This is a genomic window from Streptomyces sp. ICN903 (assembly GCF_022015835.1).
In the GTDB taxonomy this organism is placed as follows: domain Bacteria; phylum Actinomycetota; class Actinomycetes; order Streptomycetales; family Streptomycetaceae; genus Streptomyces; species Streptomyces fenghuangensis.
The window spans coordinates 1-13,261 of record NZ_JAKMAY010000161.1 but is presented as its reverse complement, the minus strand read 5'-3'; the positions used below and the strand labels follow the sequence as shown (position 1 = coordinate 13,261).

The 13,261-nt window shown below is 75.9% G+C and carries 15 protein-coding genes; 5 read left to right on the top strand and 10 right to left on the bottom strand.

Features of this window, described 5'->3' with window-relative positions; genetic code table 11:
- Together L7D48_RS17310 and L7D48_RS17305 are read right to left on the bottom strand one after the other, a co-directional pair.
- A partial coding sequence (locus tag L7D48_RS17310; protein ID WP_237880349.1) for a hypothetical protein occupies nucleotides 1–1,278 on the bottom strand: 1,278 nt, incomplete at its 3' end.
- 84 nt (nucleotides 1,279–1,362) lie between these two features.
- Nucleotides 1,363–2,136: a GAF and ANTAR domain-containing protein gene (locus tag L7D48_RS17305; RefSeq protein ID WP_237880348.1), complete on the bottom strand. Its 774-nt coding sequence runs from the start codon at nucleotides 2,134–2,136 to the stop codon at nucleotides 1,363–1,365.
- Nucleotides 2,137–2,392: 256 nt separating this feature from the next.
- On the opposite strand from L7D48_RS17305, the gene L7D48_RS17300 reads away from it, so the two are divergent.
- Complete coding sequence (locus L7D48_RS17300) at nucleotides 2,393–3,544, top strand: PAS domain-containing protein (RefSeq protein ID WP_237880347.1); 1,152 nt, start codon at nucleotides 2,393–2,395, stop codon at nucleotides 3,542–3,544.
- Nucleotides 3,545–3,751: 207 nt separating this feature from the next.
- Here L7D48_RS17300 and L7D48_RS17295 read toward each other — a convergent pair whose 3' ends face one another.
- A complete protein-coding gene (locus L7D48_RS17295) occupies nucleotides 3,752–4,621 on the bottom strand; it encodes a SigB/SigF/SigG family RNA polymerase sigma factor (RefSeq protein WP_237880346.1) in 870 nt (289 codons plus the stop codon).
- Between the two features lie 236 nt (nucleotides 4,622–4,857).
- On the opposite strand from L7D48_RS17295, the gene L7D48_RS17290 reads away from it, so the two are divergent.
- Nucleotides 4,858–5,829, top strand: coding sequence for a TIGR03557 family F420-dependent LLM class oxidoreductase (locus tag L7D48_RS17290; RefSeq protein ID WP_237880345.1), 972 nt, complete (start codon nucleotides 4,858–4,860; stop codon nucleotides 5,827–5,829).
- Nucleotides 5,830–5,974: 145 nt separating this feature from the next.
- Here the strand turns inward: L7D48_RS17290 and L7D48_RS17285 are convergent, their stop codons facing one another.
- Together L7D48_RS17285 and L7D48_RS17280 are read right to left on the bottom strand one after the other, a co-directional pair.
- The gene (locus L7D48_RS17285; protein WP_237880344.1) at nucleotides 5,975–6,493 is read right to left on the bottom strand and encodes a DUF402 domain-containing protein; all 519 of its coding nucleotides are present in this window, start codon (nucleotides 6,491–6,493) and stop codon (nucleotides 5,975–5,977) included.
- A 394-nt stretch (nucleotides 6,494–6,887) separates the two neighbouring features.
- Nucleotides 6,888–7,115, bottom strand: a complete 228-nt coding sequence (locus tag L7D48_RS17280) for a DUF6158 family protein (RefSeq protein WP_206349693.1) — start codon at nucleotides 7,113–7,115, stop codon at nucleotides 6,888–6,890.
- A gap of 98 nt (nucleotides 7,116–7,213) precedes the next feature.
- On the opposite strand from L7D48_RS17280, the gene L7D48_RS17275 reads away from it, so the two are divergent.
- The 3 genes from L7D48_RS17275 (at nucleotide 7,214) to L7D48_RS17265 (ending at nucleotide 9,742) form a co-directional block, all read left to right on the top strand.
- Nucleotides 7,214–8,413 (top strand): Vms1/Ankzf1 family peptidyl-tRNA hydrolase, encoded by a 1,200-nt coding sequence (locus L7D48_RS17275; RefSeq protein ID WP_237880343.1) that lies wholly within the window; start codon nucleotides 7,214–7,216, stop codon nucleotides 8,411–8,413.
- A 90-nt stretch (nucleotides 8,414–8,503) separates the two neighbouring features.
- Nucleotides 8,504–9,313, top strand: a complete 810-nt coding sequence (locus tag L7D48_RS17270) for a methyltransferase domain-containing protein (protein ID WP_237880342.1) — start codon at nucleotides 8,504–8,506, stop codon at nucleotides 9,311–9,313.
- Between the two features lie 66 nt (nucleotides 9,314–9,379).
- The gene (locus L7D48_RS17265) at nucleotides 9,380–9,742 is read left to right on the top strand and encodes a VOC family protein (RefSeq protein WP_237880341.1); all 363 of its coding nucleotides are present in this window, start codon (nucleotides 9,380–9,382) and stop codon (nucleotides 9,740–9,742) included.
- A gap of 78 nt (nucleotides 9,743–9,820) precedes the next feature.
- Here L7D48_RS17265 and L7D48_RS17260 read toward each other — a convergent pair whose 3' ends face one another.
- The 5 genes from L7D48_RS17260 to L7D48_RS17240 all read right to left on the bottom strand — a co-directional run bounded on the left by L7D48_RS17260 (nucleotide 9,821) and on the right by L7D48_RS17240 (nucleotide 13,073).
- On the bottom strand, nucleotides 9,821–10,744 hold the full coding sequence (locus L7D48_RS17260; protein WP_237880340.1) for an NADP-dependent oxidoreductase: 924 nt from the start codon (nucleotides 10,742–10,744) through the stop codon (nucleotides 9,821–9,823).
- An 81-nt stretch (nucleotides 10,745–10,825) separates the two neighbouring features.
- Nucleotides 10,826–11,068, bottom strand: coding sequence for a LapA family protein (locus tag L7D48_RS17255; protein ID WP_237880339.1), 243 nt, complete (start codon nucleotides 11,066–11,068; stop codon nucleotides 10,826–10,828).
- A gap of 47 nt (nucleotides 11,069–11,115) precedes the next feature.
- Nucleotides 11,116–11,760 carry a 4'-phosphopantetheinyl transferase superfamily protein gene (locus tag L7D48_RS17250; RefSeq protein WP_308312298.1) on the bottom strand — a complete coding sequence of 215 codons (645 nt, stop codon included), beginning with the start codon at nucleotides 11,758–11,760 and terminating at the stop codon, nucleotides 11,116–11,118.
- A 28-nt stretch (nucleotides 11,761–11,788) separates the two neighbouring features.
- Nucleotides 11,789–12,496 (bottom strand): class I SAM-dependent methyltransferase, encoded by a 708-nt coding sequence (locus tag L7D48_RS17245; RefSeq protein ID WP_237880338.1) that lies wholly within the window; start codon nucleotides 12,494–12,496, stop codon nucleotides 11,789–11,791.
- 43 nt (nucleotides 12,497–12,539) lie between these two features.
- Nucleotides 12,540–13,073: a DUF6624 domain-containing protein gene (locus tag L7D48_RS17240; RefSeq protein WP_374492599.1), complete on the bottom strand. Its 534-nt coding sequence runs from the start codon at nucleotides 13,071–13,073 to the stop codon at nucleotides 12,540–12,542.
- Nucleotides 13,074–13,261 lie beyond the last annotated feature (188 nt).

The following is a 13,261-nucleotide window of genomic DNA, read 5'->3' as shown; positions in this document are numbered from 1 at the left end:
GTCCGGGGGTGTCACGGGGCGGGGGGCCGCCGGGCCCGCGGTTGCCGGCTCCCGCAGGGCCGCTTCCAGCCGCTCCGGCGGCACATCGGTCGACAGACGCACCCGCAGGGCGTGCGGATCGTCGCCGAAGCGGTGGCCGCCCAGCGCGTACGGGCCGAGCCTGCGCACCAGTTCCGCCTCCAGCCGGGGGGCGTCCTCGATGCCGCGGGCGGCCAGCGCGGGGCGCAGCGCCTCGAAGTCGGGGTAGATGTGGCGTCCGGCGTGCGGCGGCCGGCAGACCGCGCCGGCGCCGGTCAGGATGCGGTGGAGTCCGGCGGCGCGGTCGGCGTGGGCCCGGTTGCCGGCGGCGCGGTGCGCGCGCAGCGGCTCCGCCTCGTCCAGCGCCTCGGCGGCGGCGGTGGCGTCGCGGCCGCGGGGGCGGGCGTGCAGGGCGGTCAGGGCGGCGCGGGTGCGCTCGCCCAGCTCCCGTCCGCGCGCGGTGGCCGGCAGGCGGGCCACGCCCACGGCGGTGCCCGGCCCGAGGGCGTGCTCCGGGTCGGCGCCGAGGTCGACGAGGACCACGACGCAGTCGTGGTCCCCGCCCTCGTCCCCGCTCTTGTCACCGCTCTTGTCACCGCCGCCGTTCACTGCGGTGCGGGCGTGGGCGTGGAGGGCGTCGGCGCGGGTGCCCGTGCCGGTGAGGCGGGCCGAGCGGTGCAGGATCTCGGCGGGGCTGACGATCACCGTGTCACGGGGGTCGTGGGAGGTGTCGCGCCAGCTCTCGTCGCTGATGATCAGCAGATCCTCCTGGACGGCCGCCTCGCACACCTCGTGCAGCAGCTCGGGCGGCGCGGCCGTCCCGGTCAGCCCGTCGGCCACGGACAGCAGCAGCACCCGCGGGTCCCCGCCGGCCGCGCGGGCCCGGCCCACGGTCTCCAGCAGCGCGAAGGGGTCGGGCACCCCGCCGCACTCGGCCGGCACGGGCACGGGGTGCAGCGGCCGGCCGAGCAGTCGTGCCTGGTCGGCGTGCCAGGCCGGGCCCGGCCTGGGCAGCACCACCCCGCCGCCGTCCGGACCGGCCTCCCCCTGCCCGCGCTCGTGTCCGGGCTCGGCCGCGGCGAGCAGTGCCAGCAGGAGCAGGGGCGCGGTGGGGGCCGCCACGACCTGTCCGGGCTCGGTGGGCAGGCCGCGCCGCCCCCAGTAGCCGCAGGCCGCCTCGGCCACGGCGCCGTGGACGCCGTACCGGTCCGGCGCGGTCACGGCCGCGGGGGTGGGGCCGTCGGGTCGGGTCTGCTGCATCCGTGCCTCCGCCGTGTCCGGGGGCGGCCCGCCGGCCGCCCTGTCTGGTTCCGCCGCTGCCTTCCGGCCCTTCCGCCGGACCGGTCAGTGCCGCCGGGACAGCTCCGAGAAGCGCTGGAGTTCCTGCTCCATGCCGTGGCCCCGGGTGCGCACCAGGGCGCCGGCCAGGTCGGAGAGCTTGCGGTTGGTGTGCTGCGAGATCCCGCGCAGCAGGGCGAACGCCTCCTGCGCGTCGCAGCCGAGCACGTGCATCACGATCCCGCACGCCTGGTCCACGACGGGTCTGCTGCGCAGCGCGCCCCTGAGCTGCTCCGCCTCCGCCAGCGCCGCGCGGTGGCGGCGGTCGCGGGCCAGCCCGGTGGCGGCCAGGTCGCCCAGGAGCGCCGCCGGGCAGCGGACGGTCTCCTCCAGCGGGCGGGGCCGGAAGCCGTGGACGGTGAGGGTGAGGGTGAGGTCGCCCCGGCGGTACGGCAGGGCGGCGCCGGAGCGCAGTCCCATCTCCAGCGCCCTGGCGCGGTAGCCGGGCCAGCGGTCGTCCAGCAGCAGGTCCTCGGAGCCGGCGGGGCGTCCGGTGCGCAGGGCCTGCGGCACGGGGCCGTCCCCGTCCTCCCACTGGACGGCGACGAGCTCGGACAGGTCCGGATGGGTGACGGCGGTGGTGCCCTCGGCCGGACCGCCGCCGGTGTGGGCGGTGGCGGTGGCGCCGCAGCACCCCGGGGTGGAGCGGACGACCTGTTCGGCCAGCCGGGCGAGGCTCCGGGCGGGGGAGGCGGCGTCGAGCGCCGGCTCCGGCTCCGGCTCCGGTCCCGGGAACATCGGAGCGGACTCGAACGGCATCGCGTCGCATCGGTCCGGCATGGCGCTGTCCGGTCCTTTCCTCTGTTCTCCGGCCGGTCGCGGCCGGCTCCCCGAACATCCGGTCGCGTGGGATCGGCTGCCCCGCGCGGCGGCCGGGAAACGGCCGGCGCGCCGAGCCGTCCGGGCGGGCGCGGGCCGCCCGGGGACCACCGCAGCGCGGCCCTTCCCATCACACCGTCCCAACAAAGAGTGATGAGTAGTATTTTTTCTGTGCGACCGACAGGACCTCCGGCTGCCCGCGGGTTACGTTGAGGACATGGCGCAGGCGGAGGAGTTCGGAAGCGAGCTGGCGGACTTCCGCCGAAGGGTGGAGGAACTGCGGTCGGCGCCCGCCCTGCCGGAGGCCGACCGCCTCCCCGCCCTGGAGGCCGCGCTCCTGGAGCTCCGGCACGCGGCCGAGGTGCTGTGGCCGCGCTACGAGGAGCTGGCCGCCGAACGGCACCGCGGCGGCCCGGAGGAGCACCACGAGCACCGGCTGCTGCGCCTCCTGTTCCAGCGGCTGCCGGTGGCGGTGGCCCTGCTGGACCGGGACACGGTGGTACGGCGCTGCAACCCCGCCGCCGGGCAGGTGCTGGGGGTTCGGGCCGGATACTCCACCGGGCGGGCACTGACCGGTTCCCTGGCCCACGAATCCCGGGCGGCCTTCCGCTCCCAGGTGGCGGCCGTCGCCCGCGGCGAGGGCGACCGCGGGCTGACCGTCCGTCTGCCGGGCCCGTCCCGGCACGGCGGCACCGCGCTGCGGGTCACCCTGACGGCGCTGCACCCCCCGCACGAGCCGGGCGCGATCGTCCTGGCCGTCCTCCAGCCGGCCGTGCCCGGCGCGCCCGCCGGGCACGGCCCCGCCGGACCGGCCGCGGCGGTGGAGCGCGGGGAGTCCCGCCCCGACCCGTCCGAGGCCGCCCGCGGCGCCGAGCTGATGGACCTGCTGGACGGGACGACGACGGCGCTGCTCGGGGCCGACTCCCCCAAGGAGGTGCCGCAGCGGGTGGCGGAGGCGCTCTACGGCCGGTTCGCCGACTGGGTGGTCGTCGACGCCGCCGTGCCCGGTGGCGCGCTGCGCCGGGCCGCCGTCCTGGCCCCGGCCGGGCGGCTGCGCGACGCGGTCGCCGGGCAGGACCCGTCCTCCTGGCCGCCGGTGGCGGACGCGGTGCGGCACGGCGGCACGACGCTGCGAGTGCGGCCCGAGGACCCCGGGCTCCTGGGCCGGGACGCCGCCGGGGCCCCCGTTGTGGTGCGGGCCGAGGTCGGCTCGCTGCTGTGCGTGCCGCTGTCCGACGGCGCGGGAGGCCCGGTGCTCGGCGCGCTGACGCTGCTGCGCACCGGCGGCCGGCGGGCCTTCGGGCTGGCGGAGGCCGGTGCCGTGGAGCGGATCGCGCGGCATGTCGCCCTCGCCCTGCGCGGGCTGTGAGGCGTTCGGCGGGCCGGTCCGCGAGCCGGCCCGCGGACCGGCGCTCCACCGGCCGGTCCGGCCGGTGGAGAGGGACGCCGGGCGCGCGTGCGCCGCGCCCGCGCGGCTGCGCGGGCGCGGCGGAGGCAGGGGGCGCCGGAGGCAGGGGGCGCCGGAGGTGCGTGCGGGGCGCGCCGCCAGCATCCCGCCTCACCCGCCGGCGGCGCGTCAGGCGGCCCGGGAGCCCGCGTAGACGCGTTCGCGCTCCCGCTCCCCCTCCGGGGCGGCATGCTCCCGCTCCAGATCCGCCTCGACCTCGGCGTGCAGGCGGTTGCAGGTGCGGCTGATCAGCCGGGAGACGTGCATCTGGGAGATGCCGAGCTGCTCGGCGATCCGGCTCTGGGTCATGTCGCAGAAGAAGCGCAGGTAGAGGATCTTGCGCTCGCGCTCGGGCAGGTTGCGCAGCCGGGGCTTGAGCGACTCGCGGTAGACGACGAGGTCGAAGCCGGGCTCGGCGCTGCCGAGGGTGTCCACCAGCGCGTAGCCGTCGTCGGCGCCGGGCAGCTCGGCGTCCAGGGAGAGGGTGCTGTAGCTCTCCAGGGCCTCGGAGCCGATGCGCACCTCCTCCTCCGTCAGCCCGCTGTGCTCCGCTATCTCCTTGACGCCGGGGGTGCGGCCGTCGAGGGAGTGGCTGAGCTGGCGGCTGGAGGCGCGTACGCGGTTGCGCAGCTCCTGCACCCGTCGCGGCACGTGCAGGCCCCACATGTGGTCGCGGAAGTGCCGTTTGATCTCGCCGACGATGGTCGGCACCGCGAAGCTCTCGAAAGCGCTGCCGCGCGCCGGATCGTAGCGGGTGACCGCCTTCACCAGGCCGAGGGCGGCCACCTGCTCCAGGTCCTCCAGGGACTCGCCGCGGTTCCGGAAGTGCCGGGCGAGGCGCTCGGCCATCGGCATCCAGGCCCGCACGACCCGCTGCCGCAGCTCCTCACGCTCCGGGCCGTCCGGAAGCTCGGCGATGCGCTGGAACTCGGCGGTGGTGTCGGGGGCGTCGTCGTGCGGGTGCCGCGCGTGCTTTGCTCGTGCTCGTACGGGGGTCATGTGCGGTCTCTCCCGAACTGTGGACTGTGGCTCTGTGGGGGTTACCGCGGGACCGGGCACAGGTGGACCGGGGCCGAAACACCCGGGGCGGGGAATGTCACCGCTCCCGCGGATGTGCCTGCGGTCCGAAGCACGAGGGTTCGGATGCCCGGGGCCCACCCCTTCAAACGATGTTTTTCACACCGGCACCCGGTTACCCGGTGCCCGCACCGCCGGACCTGTGGAGGACTGCTTCGATGACCGAGTACGGCTACTTCCTGGCCTGTGAGGACCACGGACCGAACGAGCTGGTGGAGCAGGCCCGGATGGCCGAGCAGGCGGGTTTCACCTCGTTGTGGATCTCCGACCACTACCACCCGTGGAACGGCGTCCAGGGGCACAGTCCGTTCGTGTGGTCCGTCATCGGCGCGATCTCGCAGGCGACCTCGCTGCCCGTCCAGACGGCGGTCACCTGCCCCACCGTGCGCGTCCACCCGGCGGTGGTCGCGCAGGCCGCCGCCACCAGCGCGGTGATGCTGGAGGGGCGCTTCCGGCTGGGCGTGGGCACCGGCGAGGCGCTCAACGAGCACATCCTGGGCGGCCCCTGGCCCCAGGCGTCGGTGCGGATGGAGATGCTGGAGGAGGCCATCGGCGTCATCCGGCGCCTGCTGACCGGCGAGGAGGTCAGCCACCACGGCAGGCACTACACCGTGGAGAACGCCCGGCTGTACGACGTGCCCGACCAGCCGGTGCCGATCGACGTGTCCGGCTTCGGCCCGGCCGCCATCGAGCTGGCCGGACGGGTGGGCGACGGGTTCATCACCACCATGCCCGACGTGGAGGGGCTGGAGCGCTTCCGCCGCAGCGGCGGGGGCCGCGGCTCCGGGCAGGGGCCGGCCTTCGCCGGGACGAAGGTCTGTTACGGCGCCGACCGCGACGAGGCCGTGCGCACCGTCCACCGCCGCTGGCCCAACATGTTCCTGCCCGGCGAGCTGGGGCAGGTCCTGCCCACCCCCGCCCACTTCGAGCAGGCCTCGCAGCTGGTGACCGAGGAAGTGGTGGCCGGCTCCGGGCTGCCGTGCGGCGACGACCCCGACGAGCACGTACGCGCCCTGCGGGAGTTCGCGGACTCCGGGTTCGACGTGGTGCACGTCAACCAGATCGGCCCCGATCTGCGGGGTTTCTTCGACTTCTACCGCAGTGACGTCCTGCCCCGGCTGAAGGACTGAACCGGCCGCCGGGCGGCCCGGCGGAGGGCGGGGCCCATGGACGGGGGTGCGGAGAGGGTGCGGCTCTCCGCACCCCCTTCGCCTGCCCCGCGCCGCTCCCGTGCCCGCGCCCGGCCCCGGGTTCCTCGAAGTCCCGGATCCGGGGTCAGCTCAGCAGGGCGTCGAAACCGCCCTCCCGGGCGAGCCGTTCGAGTTCGTCCAGCGCGCGGCGGGCCCTGGCGGCCGTCTCCGGTTCGCTCTCGGGCAGCCCGCTCTCGGCGAACTCGTCCTCGTCCAGGCGCAGCACGGCCGACCGGTCGGGCGACACCCACAGGTCCAGCTCCAGGTCCCAGGTGGTCAGCGTGCCCTGTGCGACGGCGGCGGGGCGGGTGACGTCGCAGTACCAGCCCTTGAGGCCGCCGTCCGGGCCGCGCACCTCCTTGACCGAGAACCAGCGGTCGCGCCAGTAGTGCTCGGTGAACACGTCGCCGCTCTCGAAGCGCACGAAGCCGAAGTCCCGCACCGGCGGGCCGGCCCAGGGCGCCCGCACGACGGCGTGGACGCCGTCGTCGCGCTCCGCGGTCGCCGGGTAACGGACCTGCCTGCCACGGGACTTGCGCAGGACCACGGTCACCGTGTCGTCCGGCGCCAGGATGGTTGCGGGGCCGGTGTGCGCATCGCTCATGGGCCCACCCTCCCCGACGGGCGAGAGGGGCGCACCCGGTTTTCGGGTGCGCCCCTCTCGCCCTGCCCGCGCGTTCGCCGTGTCCGTGCGCTCCCCCTCCCGTGCGCCGCGCGCCCCGGGCCGGTGTGCCCCAACGGCCTCGCGGGCAGTCGCGGGTACCGCCCGGAGCAGGGCGGTACCCGGACTCGGGAGCGGCTCCGGGCACGGTCCCTGACCTCCGTGCCCGAAGCCTTCTCACTCCCCCACAGGGCCGCTCGCTCGGCCGCGGTCCGGGTGCCCCCGCCTCCTGGGGGCAAACACCCGCTCACCCGGCCGTCACAGCGCCGCCACCATGCCGCCACCACCGCTTGCCCGCGCACCGGCGCGGCCGCCCGCTCCCGCCGGCACCCTCGCCTCACTCGGTGCGCGCCCGGGCGCCCTCCCTCGTACGGCCCGCCGAGACGGCCCGGTCGGGGTGGCGCCGCAGGTACTCGCCCTCCAGTTCGGCGGTGCGCCGGGTGTGCGCGGCCAGCGCGTCCGACGAGCCGTGCAGCAGGGTGTCGTGGCGGGTCCGGTGCAGGGACTCCAGCTCCTCGATCAGCGCGGTCTCGGACAGCTTCTCCGGGTCCACTCCCATTCCCATGGTTCGGTCTCCTCCTTCGTCGGTGTTCTCCGGCCTCGCTCCGTGTCTTTTGCACCGGTTCGGGTACCCGGAAACCGGCGATTCCAAGGAGGGAGCCCATGGAACTCGGATTCCTGAGCCCGATCTTCGACCGTCCCGGCCCCTGGGCCTCGGTCTACTTCGACACCTCGTGGCTGACCGAGGACGCGGCGGCCCGCCACGAACTCGCCGCCCGCGAGGTCCACGATCTGCTGAAGAGCCAGGGGGCGGACGAACGCACCCGCAAGGCGGTGTACGACGCCCTTCTGGCACTGCCGCGCAGTTCGGCCTCGCCGGGGCGTGCGCTGTTCGCCACCGCGGGCGAGGTGGTGCTCGATCCCGCGCTGGCCCGGGCGCCGAGCGGCGGCCCGTACGCCACCTGGGGGCCGCTGCCGCACACCACGCCGTTGCTGGAGCTGATGGACACCGCCCCCACCTGCCTGCTGGCCCGCATCGACCGCACCGGCGCGGACCTGGAACTGCGGGGGCCCTTCGGCAGGCGCGAGGCCGGCCAGATCCAGGGCGAGGAGTGGCCGGTGCACCGCACCCCGAACGCCGACTGGTCCGAGCGGCGGTTCCAGAACTCGGTGGAGAACACCTGGGAGCACAACGCCGCCCTCATCGCGGAGAGCCTGAAGGAGCAACAGGCCGAGACGGGCGCGCAGGTGCTGGTCCTGGCCGGCGACACCCGCGAGTGCCACGCCGTGCACGACCGGCTGGCCCCCGACTTCCGGGGTGTGGCCGTCATCGCCGAGCACGGGGTGCGCGCCCCGGGCCGCAACGCGGCGGCCGGCGAGGAGAAGCTGGAGAAGGAGGTGGAGGAGGCCCGCGCCTCCTATGTGCACCGCCACGCCGCCGAGGTCATGGAGCGGTTCCAGGCCAGGCGGGTGCCGACCGACGACGGCAGGGTGGGCGCCGCCGAGGGGGTGCCCGCACTGGTGGACGCCGCCCGGGAGCACCGCATCTCCGCCCTGCTGGTCCGTCCCGACGGTCCCGATCTGCACCGCGAGGTGTGGGTGGGCGACGAGCCCGACCAGGTGTCGGTGCGCCGCACCGACCTGCAGTACCTGGGCGAGACCCGTCCCGTCAGCGCCCGCGCGGACGACGCGCTGCTGCGGTCGGCGGTGACCACCGGGGCCGAGGTGATCTCCGTGGGGCCGCTCGCGGAGGAGCCCGGCACTCCCGAGGGACTGCCCGTGGGCGGGCTCGGCGCGCTGCTGCGCTGGCCCTACGGCGGTCCGCCGGCCGAGGGGGCGACGGGCGGTTCGGCCCCGTCCTGACGTACCGGCCCGTCGGCGGCCCACCCCGCCACTGTCCATATAGCGGAACCGTTTTGCTCACATGGCAAGACGGCGCGGTACGGTGCGCGCATGCCGAGACCGAACGCCGTGTACACCCACGGCCACCACGAGTCCGTCCTGCGCTCCCACCGGTGGCGCACCGCCGCCAACTCCGCGGCCCACCTCCTGCCCTTCCTGGCCCCGGGTCTGTCGGTGCTGGACGTGGGCTGCGGCCCGGGCACCATCACCGCGGACCTGGCCGCCCTGGTGGCGCCCGGGGAGGTGGTGGGGGTGGACCGGGCCGAGGACGTCCTGGCCGAGGCCCGGTCCACCGCCGCCGGCCGCGGTCTGGGCAACGTCCGCTTCGCACGGGCGGACGTCCTCGCCCTGGACTTCCCCGACGACTCCTTCGACGTCGTCCACGCCCACCAGGTCCTCCAGCACATCGGCGACCCGGTGGCGGCGCTGCGCGAGATGCGCCGGGTGTGCCGCCCCGGCGGGGTGGTAGCCGCCCGCGACGCCGACTACGCGTCGATGGCCTGGTACCCCCTGCTGCCCGGCCTGGACGACTGGCTCGGCCTCTACCACCGGGTCGCCCGGGCCGGCGGCGGCGAGCCGGACGCGGGCCGCCGGCTGCTGTCCTGGGCCCGCGAGGCCGGCTTCACCGACGTCACCGCGGACGCGGACGTCTGGTGCTTCGCCACGGAGGCGGACCGCGCCTGGTGGAGCGGCCTGTGGGCGGAGCGCACCACCGGTTCCGCCTACGCCCGCCTCGCCGTCGAGGGCGGGCACGCGGACCGGGCGGAGCTGGAGCGGATCGCCGACGCCTGGCGCGAGTGGGGCGGACGGCCCGACGGCTGGTTCTCGGTGCCGCACGGGCAGATCCTGTGCCGGGCCTGAGACGGGACGGGCGCGCGCGGCGGGGCGCGCCTGACACCGTACGCGCCCCCAACTAGGCTCGCTCGCATGGAGATTCTGGGTACTGCGCTGCGCGTGTGTGTCGACGACCTGGACGCGGCGGCGGGCGTGTACGAGCGGCTCACGGGCGCCGAGGCCATGCGGTTCGCGCAGGGCCCCGTCTCGGCGGCCGCCGTCGGCCCCTTCCTGCTGATGAGCGGCCCGCCCGGGCCGATGGAGGTCCTCAGCAAGGTCGCCGCCACGCTGGCGGTGCGGGACGTGGAGGAGGCGGCGGCCGATCTGCGGGCCGTCGGCGCCGAGATCATCGCCGGTCCGCAGTCCACCCCCATCGGCCGGAACATGGTGGCCCGCCACCCCGACGGCTCGGTCTTCGAATACGTCGACCGCCGGCAGGCGGGCGCAGAGGGATAGCCCGCCGGCAGGCGGACCGGGAGAACCCGGGCGCGGGGGCCCGCCTCCCGGCGGGCCCCCGCGCCCGGGGAGGCCGCGTCAGGAGACGTCGATGACGACCTTCCCCCTGGTCCGCCCGGACTGGCTCAGCCGCCACGCCTCGGCGGCCTCGGCCAGCGGCACCGCGCGGTCGACGCCGACCGTCAGCTTCCCGGCGTCGGCCAGGTCCGCCAGGGCGGCGAGGTCGGCCGGATCGGGCCTCACGAACAGGTAGTGGCCGCCCTTGGCCATCACCTCGGCGTCCACGACCGACAGCACCCGCGAGGAGTCCTTGAGCACCTGCCGCGACACCTCGATCGACTCGCCGCCGACGAAGTCGAAGGCCGCGTCCACCCCGCCGGGCGCCAGCCCGCGCACCCGGTCGGCCAGCCCCTCGCCGTAGGTGACCGGCTCGGCGCCCAGCTCCCGCAGGAAGTCGTGGTTGCGCTCGCTGGCGGTGCCGATGACCCGCGCGCCCCACGCGGCCGCGATCTGCACCGCCAGCGAGCCGACGCCGCCGGCCGCGGCGTGGACCAGCACCGTGTCGCCCTCGCCCACGCCCAGCCGCCTCAGCGACTGGTACGCGGTGAGCCCGGCCAGCGGCAGCCCCGCCGCCTGCTGCCAGCTCAGCGCGGCGGGCTTGCGAGCCAGGGTGCGCACGGGCGCGGCGACCAGCTCGGCGTAGGTGCCGTTCTGCGCCCAGTCCTTGCGGACGTATCCGATCACCTCGTCACCGGGGGCGAACTCCTTCGCGTCCGGGCCGGTGCTCTCCACCACGCCCGCCACGTCCCAGCCGGGCACCAGCGGGAAGTGTGCGTCGAGGACCGGGTCGAGGTAGCCCGCCCCGACCTTCCAGTCCACCGGGTTCACCCCAGCCGCCTTCACCCGCACCAGGACCGCGTCGGGCCCCACCTTGGGATCGGGAAGCTCGGTCAGGGTCAGGTCGTCGGGTCCGCCGTACTCGTTCAGAGCGATTGCCTTCATACCCCGCACAACTTCCCCGCCCGGGAAGATCATTCCCTCGTCCGCCCGGCAGGCGCGCGAACGGCGGTACCGCGCCGTCCGCTATCTGCGCCGCACCAGATACATCCCGGACAGCAGCCCGATCACGCCGGGGATCAGCAGCGCCACCCACAGAGGCATGGTCACGACGGGGACCAGCAGCCTGATCTCGGTCCGCTCGGTGTTCTGGAAGACGAAGACCAGGGTGGCGGCCAGCAGCAGCAGGACCAGCACCCTGCCCGGGGTCAGGAAGCCGTGCCTTCCGGACGGTGCGCTCCCGTCGCCCGTTCTCCTGTGTGTGCTCATGCCGCCACCATGGGCGCGGGGGCCGCGGCCCGCCCGCCGGGCCGTCCCTACGGAGTGCTCTCCTCCCCCGTACGGGCGACGGCGACCGCCACGGCCGCCGCGTAGCCCCCGGGCACGGCCACGTCGGTGAGCTCCCAGCCGGGGACCGCGGCGGGGGTCGCGAGACTGCCGACGTAGGTGGTGTCCGGACTCTCGCCCAGGCCGGTGCCGGTGCCCTTGAGGTACGCCTCCTTCCTCGTCCAGCAGCGGGCGAAGGCGGCCGGCCGGTCGGCCGGCGCGAGCCTGCCGATCTCGGCACGCTCGCGCGGGTGGAGGGCGGAGACGGTCTCCGCGACGGCGGCGGCCGTGGGATACGCCTCCACGTCGGCCCCGACGGGCGCGTCGTCGAGGGCGATCAGCACCACGTCGCCGGCGTGCGACAGCGAGAAGTGGACCGGGTTGCCGGGCACGGCCGGGCGGCCGTGCGGCCCGCCGCACAGCGGGCACGGCTCGCGGGTGAGGGGGACGGCGGCGGGCTCGGTGCCCAGGACCGCGGCCAGTTCCAGACGCAGGGCCGTGTGGGCGACCCGGTAGCGGTCGCGGTCGGCCTCCCGGACGAACGCCGCGCAGCGGGCGCGCTCCTCCTCCGACAGCACCGCGCCGTCGGTTGCGCCGGCCGCGTGCTCGGACACGCGCAACAGGTGCAGCTTCAACCCGCCTCCTTGGGTGCCGCGCCGCCCCTCAGGGGCGTCTGACGCAGGTGTAGGCGCCGAAGAGGCGCCCTTCGTACTCCGCCTCCACTATCTCGAACCCGGCGGCCTCCAGCATCGGCTCCAGCAGCCAGCGGAAGGTGCTGTACTCGGTGCGCAGGTGTTCGGCGTAGTCCCGGCGGGTGTAGCCGAGCGCGGGATCGTCGGCCGCGCCCGCCATCCATGCCTCCAGGACCTCCCCGGCCTCGTGCGGCCGGAAGTCGAGGACGAGGTCGCGCAGCCGGAGCACACCGCCGGGCCACAGTGTGCGGGCGACGCGGTCCAGCGCCAGCGCCTTGAAGAAGTCGGGCAGTTGGTGGAGGGCGTGCCGGGTGTGCACGGCGTCGGCGGGCTGCCCGGTGTGCTCGTAGGTGAGGAAACCGGCCCGGACGCACTCCAGGTTCGCCGCACTCTCCTGCCCGGCCCGCGCCCGCAGGTGCTCCAGCATCGCGGGCGAGACGTCCACGGCCACCACCCGGGTGAACTCGCGGGCCGCCGCCAGCGCGAACCGCCCGGTCCCGGCGCCCAGATCCACCACGGTGGCGCCCCGCCCCACGCCGTGGCGGCGCAGCGCGTCGATGTCCGGCGCCGGGTCGGGGTGCCCCTGCTTGCGGTCGAAGCCCGCCACGAAGGCCGGGTCCAGATGCTCGGGACCGGCGTGGGCGAGTTCGTCGATCATCCAGGGCTCGGCGGCTGTCATGGGCCGATCCTGGCACGCGGGAGGCACCGTCCGCCCGGGGTTTTCAGCGCGTGCCGCCGGGCGCGTGCCGGGCGGTGTGCTCGGCGAAGGGCGCGATGCCGACCTCGGCGCGCAGGGCGTCCACCCGGACGGGGTCGGGGTCGGCGCACGGCCAGGGGACGGGCGCGCCGTCGCGCACGCCCGCGATCTGGGTGCCGTAGATCTGCGGGCGGCCCTCGTTGACCGCGACGCGGTCTCGGAGGAAGGCGAGGTGGCGCGGGCTCGCCCCGCCGTCGGCCACGGCCCGCTCCAGCAGGCGCAGCGCGCGGCGCTGGAGGCCGAGTTGGCGGTCGGCGTGCTGGGCGACGAGCCAGGCGCCGGTGGCGGCCTCCTCGTCGGCGCCCGCCTCGGTCGGCCAGCCGTACCTCTCCAGGATCCGCTCCAGGCGGTCGCCGTGCTCGGCGGTCAGTCTGCGCCAGGCGAGCTGCTCGGCGAAGTCGTCGCTGCCCGCCAGGTGCGCCGAGCGGCTCTGCTCCCGCTTCATCGCGCGCAGTTCGGCCGCCACCTCCTCCGGGATGCCGCCGGGCGCCGCCGTCATGCCCTCCACGTCCTCGCTCCCTTCCACCGGGCCGGTCCCTTCCACCGGGCCGGGCCGGTCGGCCCCGCCCGGTGCCAACGGTAGGGGCGGCGGACGGCGGGAAGATCGTCCCGGAGAACGGTGACAGCGGAGGCCGAAGCGGCGAGAATGGACACACGCCCCCGGCCCCCCTCTGCCACGCCCCCTGC

Coding starts and splice junctions, on each gene's coding strand:
- L7D48_RS17285 (WP_237880344.1), bottom strand. CDS start 6,493: ATGAGCGATGCGCACACCGGCCCCGCAACCATCCTGGCGCCGGACGAC.
- L7D48_RS17275 (WP_237880343.1), top strand. CDS start 7,214: ATGGAACTCGGATTCCTGAGCCCGATCTTCGACCGTCCCGGCCCCTGG.
- L7D48_RS17280 (WP_206349693.1), bottom strand. CDS start 7,115: ATGGGAATGGGAGTGGACCCGGAGAAGCTGTCCGAGACCGCGCTGATC.
- L7D48_RS17300 (WP_237880347.1), top strand. CDS start 2,393: ATGGCGCAGGCGGAGGAGTTCGGAAGCGAGCTGGCGGACTTCCGCCGA.
- L7D48_RS17305 (WP_237880348.1), bottom strand. CDS start 2,136: ATGCCGGACCGATGCGACGCGATGCCGTTCGAGTCCGCTCCGATGTTC.
- L7D48_RS17245 (WP_237880338.1), bottom strand. CDS start 12,496: ATGACAGCCGCCGAGCCCTGGATGATCGACGAACTCGCCCACGCCGGT.
- L7D48_RS17270 (WP_237880342.1), top strand. CDS start 8,504: ATGCCGAGACCGAACGCCGTGTACACCCACGGCCACCACGAGTCCGTC.
- L7D48_RS17265 (WP_237880341.1), top strand. CDS start 9,380: ATGGAGATTCTGGGTACTGCGCTGCGCGTGTGTGTCGACGACCTGGAC.
- L7D48_RS17240 (WP_374492599.1), bottom strand. CDS start 13,073: ATGACGGCGGCGCCCGGCGGCATCCCGGAGGAGGTGGCGGCCGAACTG.
- L7D48_RS17255 (WP_237880339.1), bottom strand. CDS start 11,068: ATGAGCACACACAGGAGAACGGGCGACGGGAGCGCACCGTCCGGAAGG.
- L7D48_RS17290 (WP_237880345.1), top strand. CDS start 4,858: ATGACCGAGTACGGCTACTTCCTGGCCTGTGAGGACCACGGACCGAAC.
- L7D48_RS17260 (WP_237880340.1), bottom strand. CDS start 10,744: ATGAAGGCAATCGCTCTGAACGAGTACGGCGGACCCGACGACCTGACC.
- L7D48_RS17295 (WP_237880346.1), bottom strand. CDS start 4,621: ATGACCCCCGTACGAGCACGAGCAAAGCACGCGCGGCACCCGCACGAC.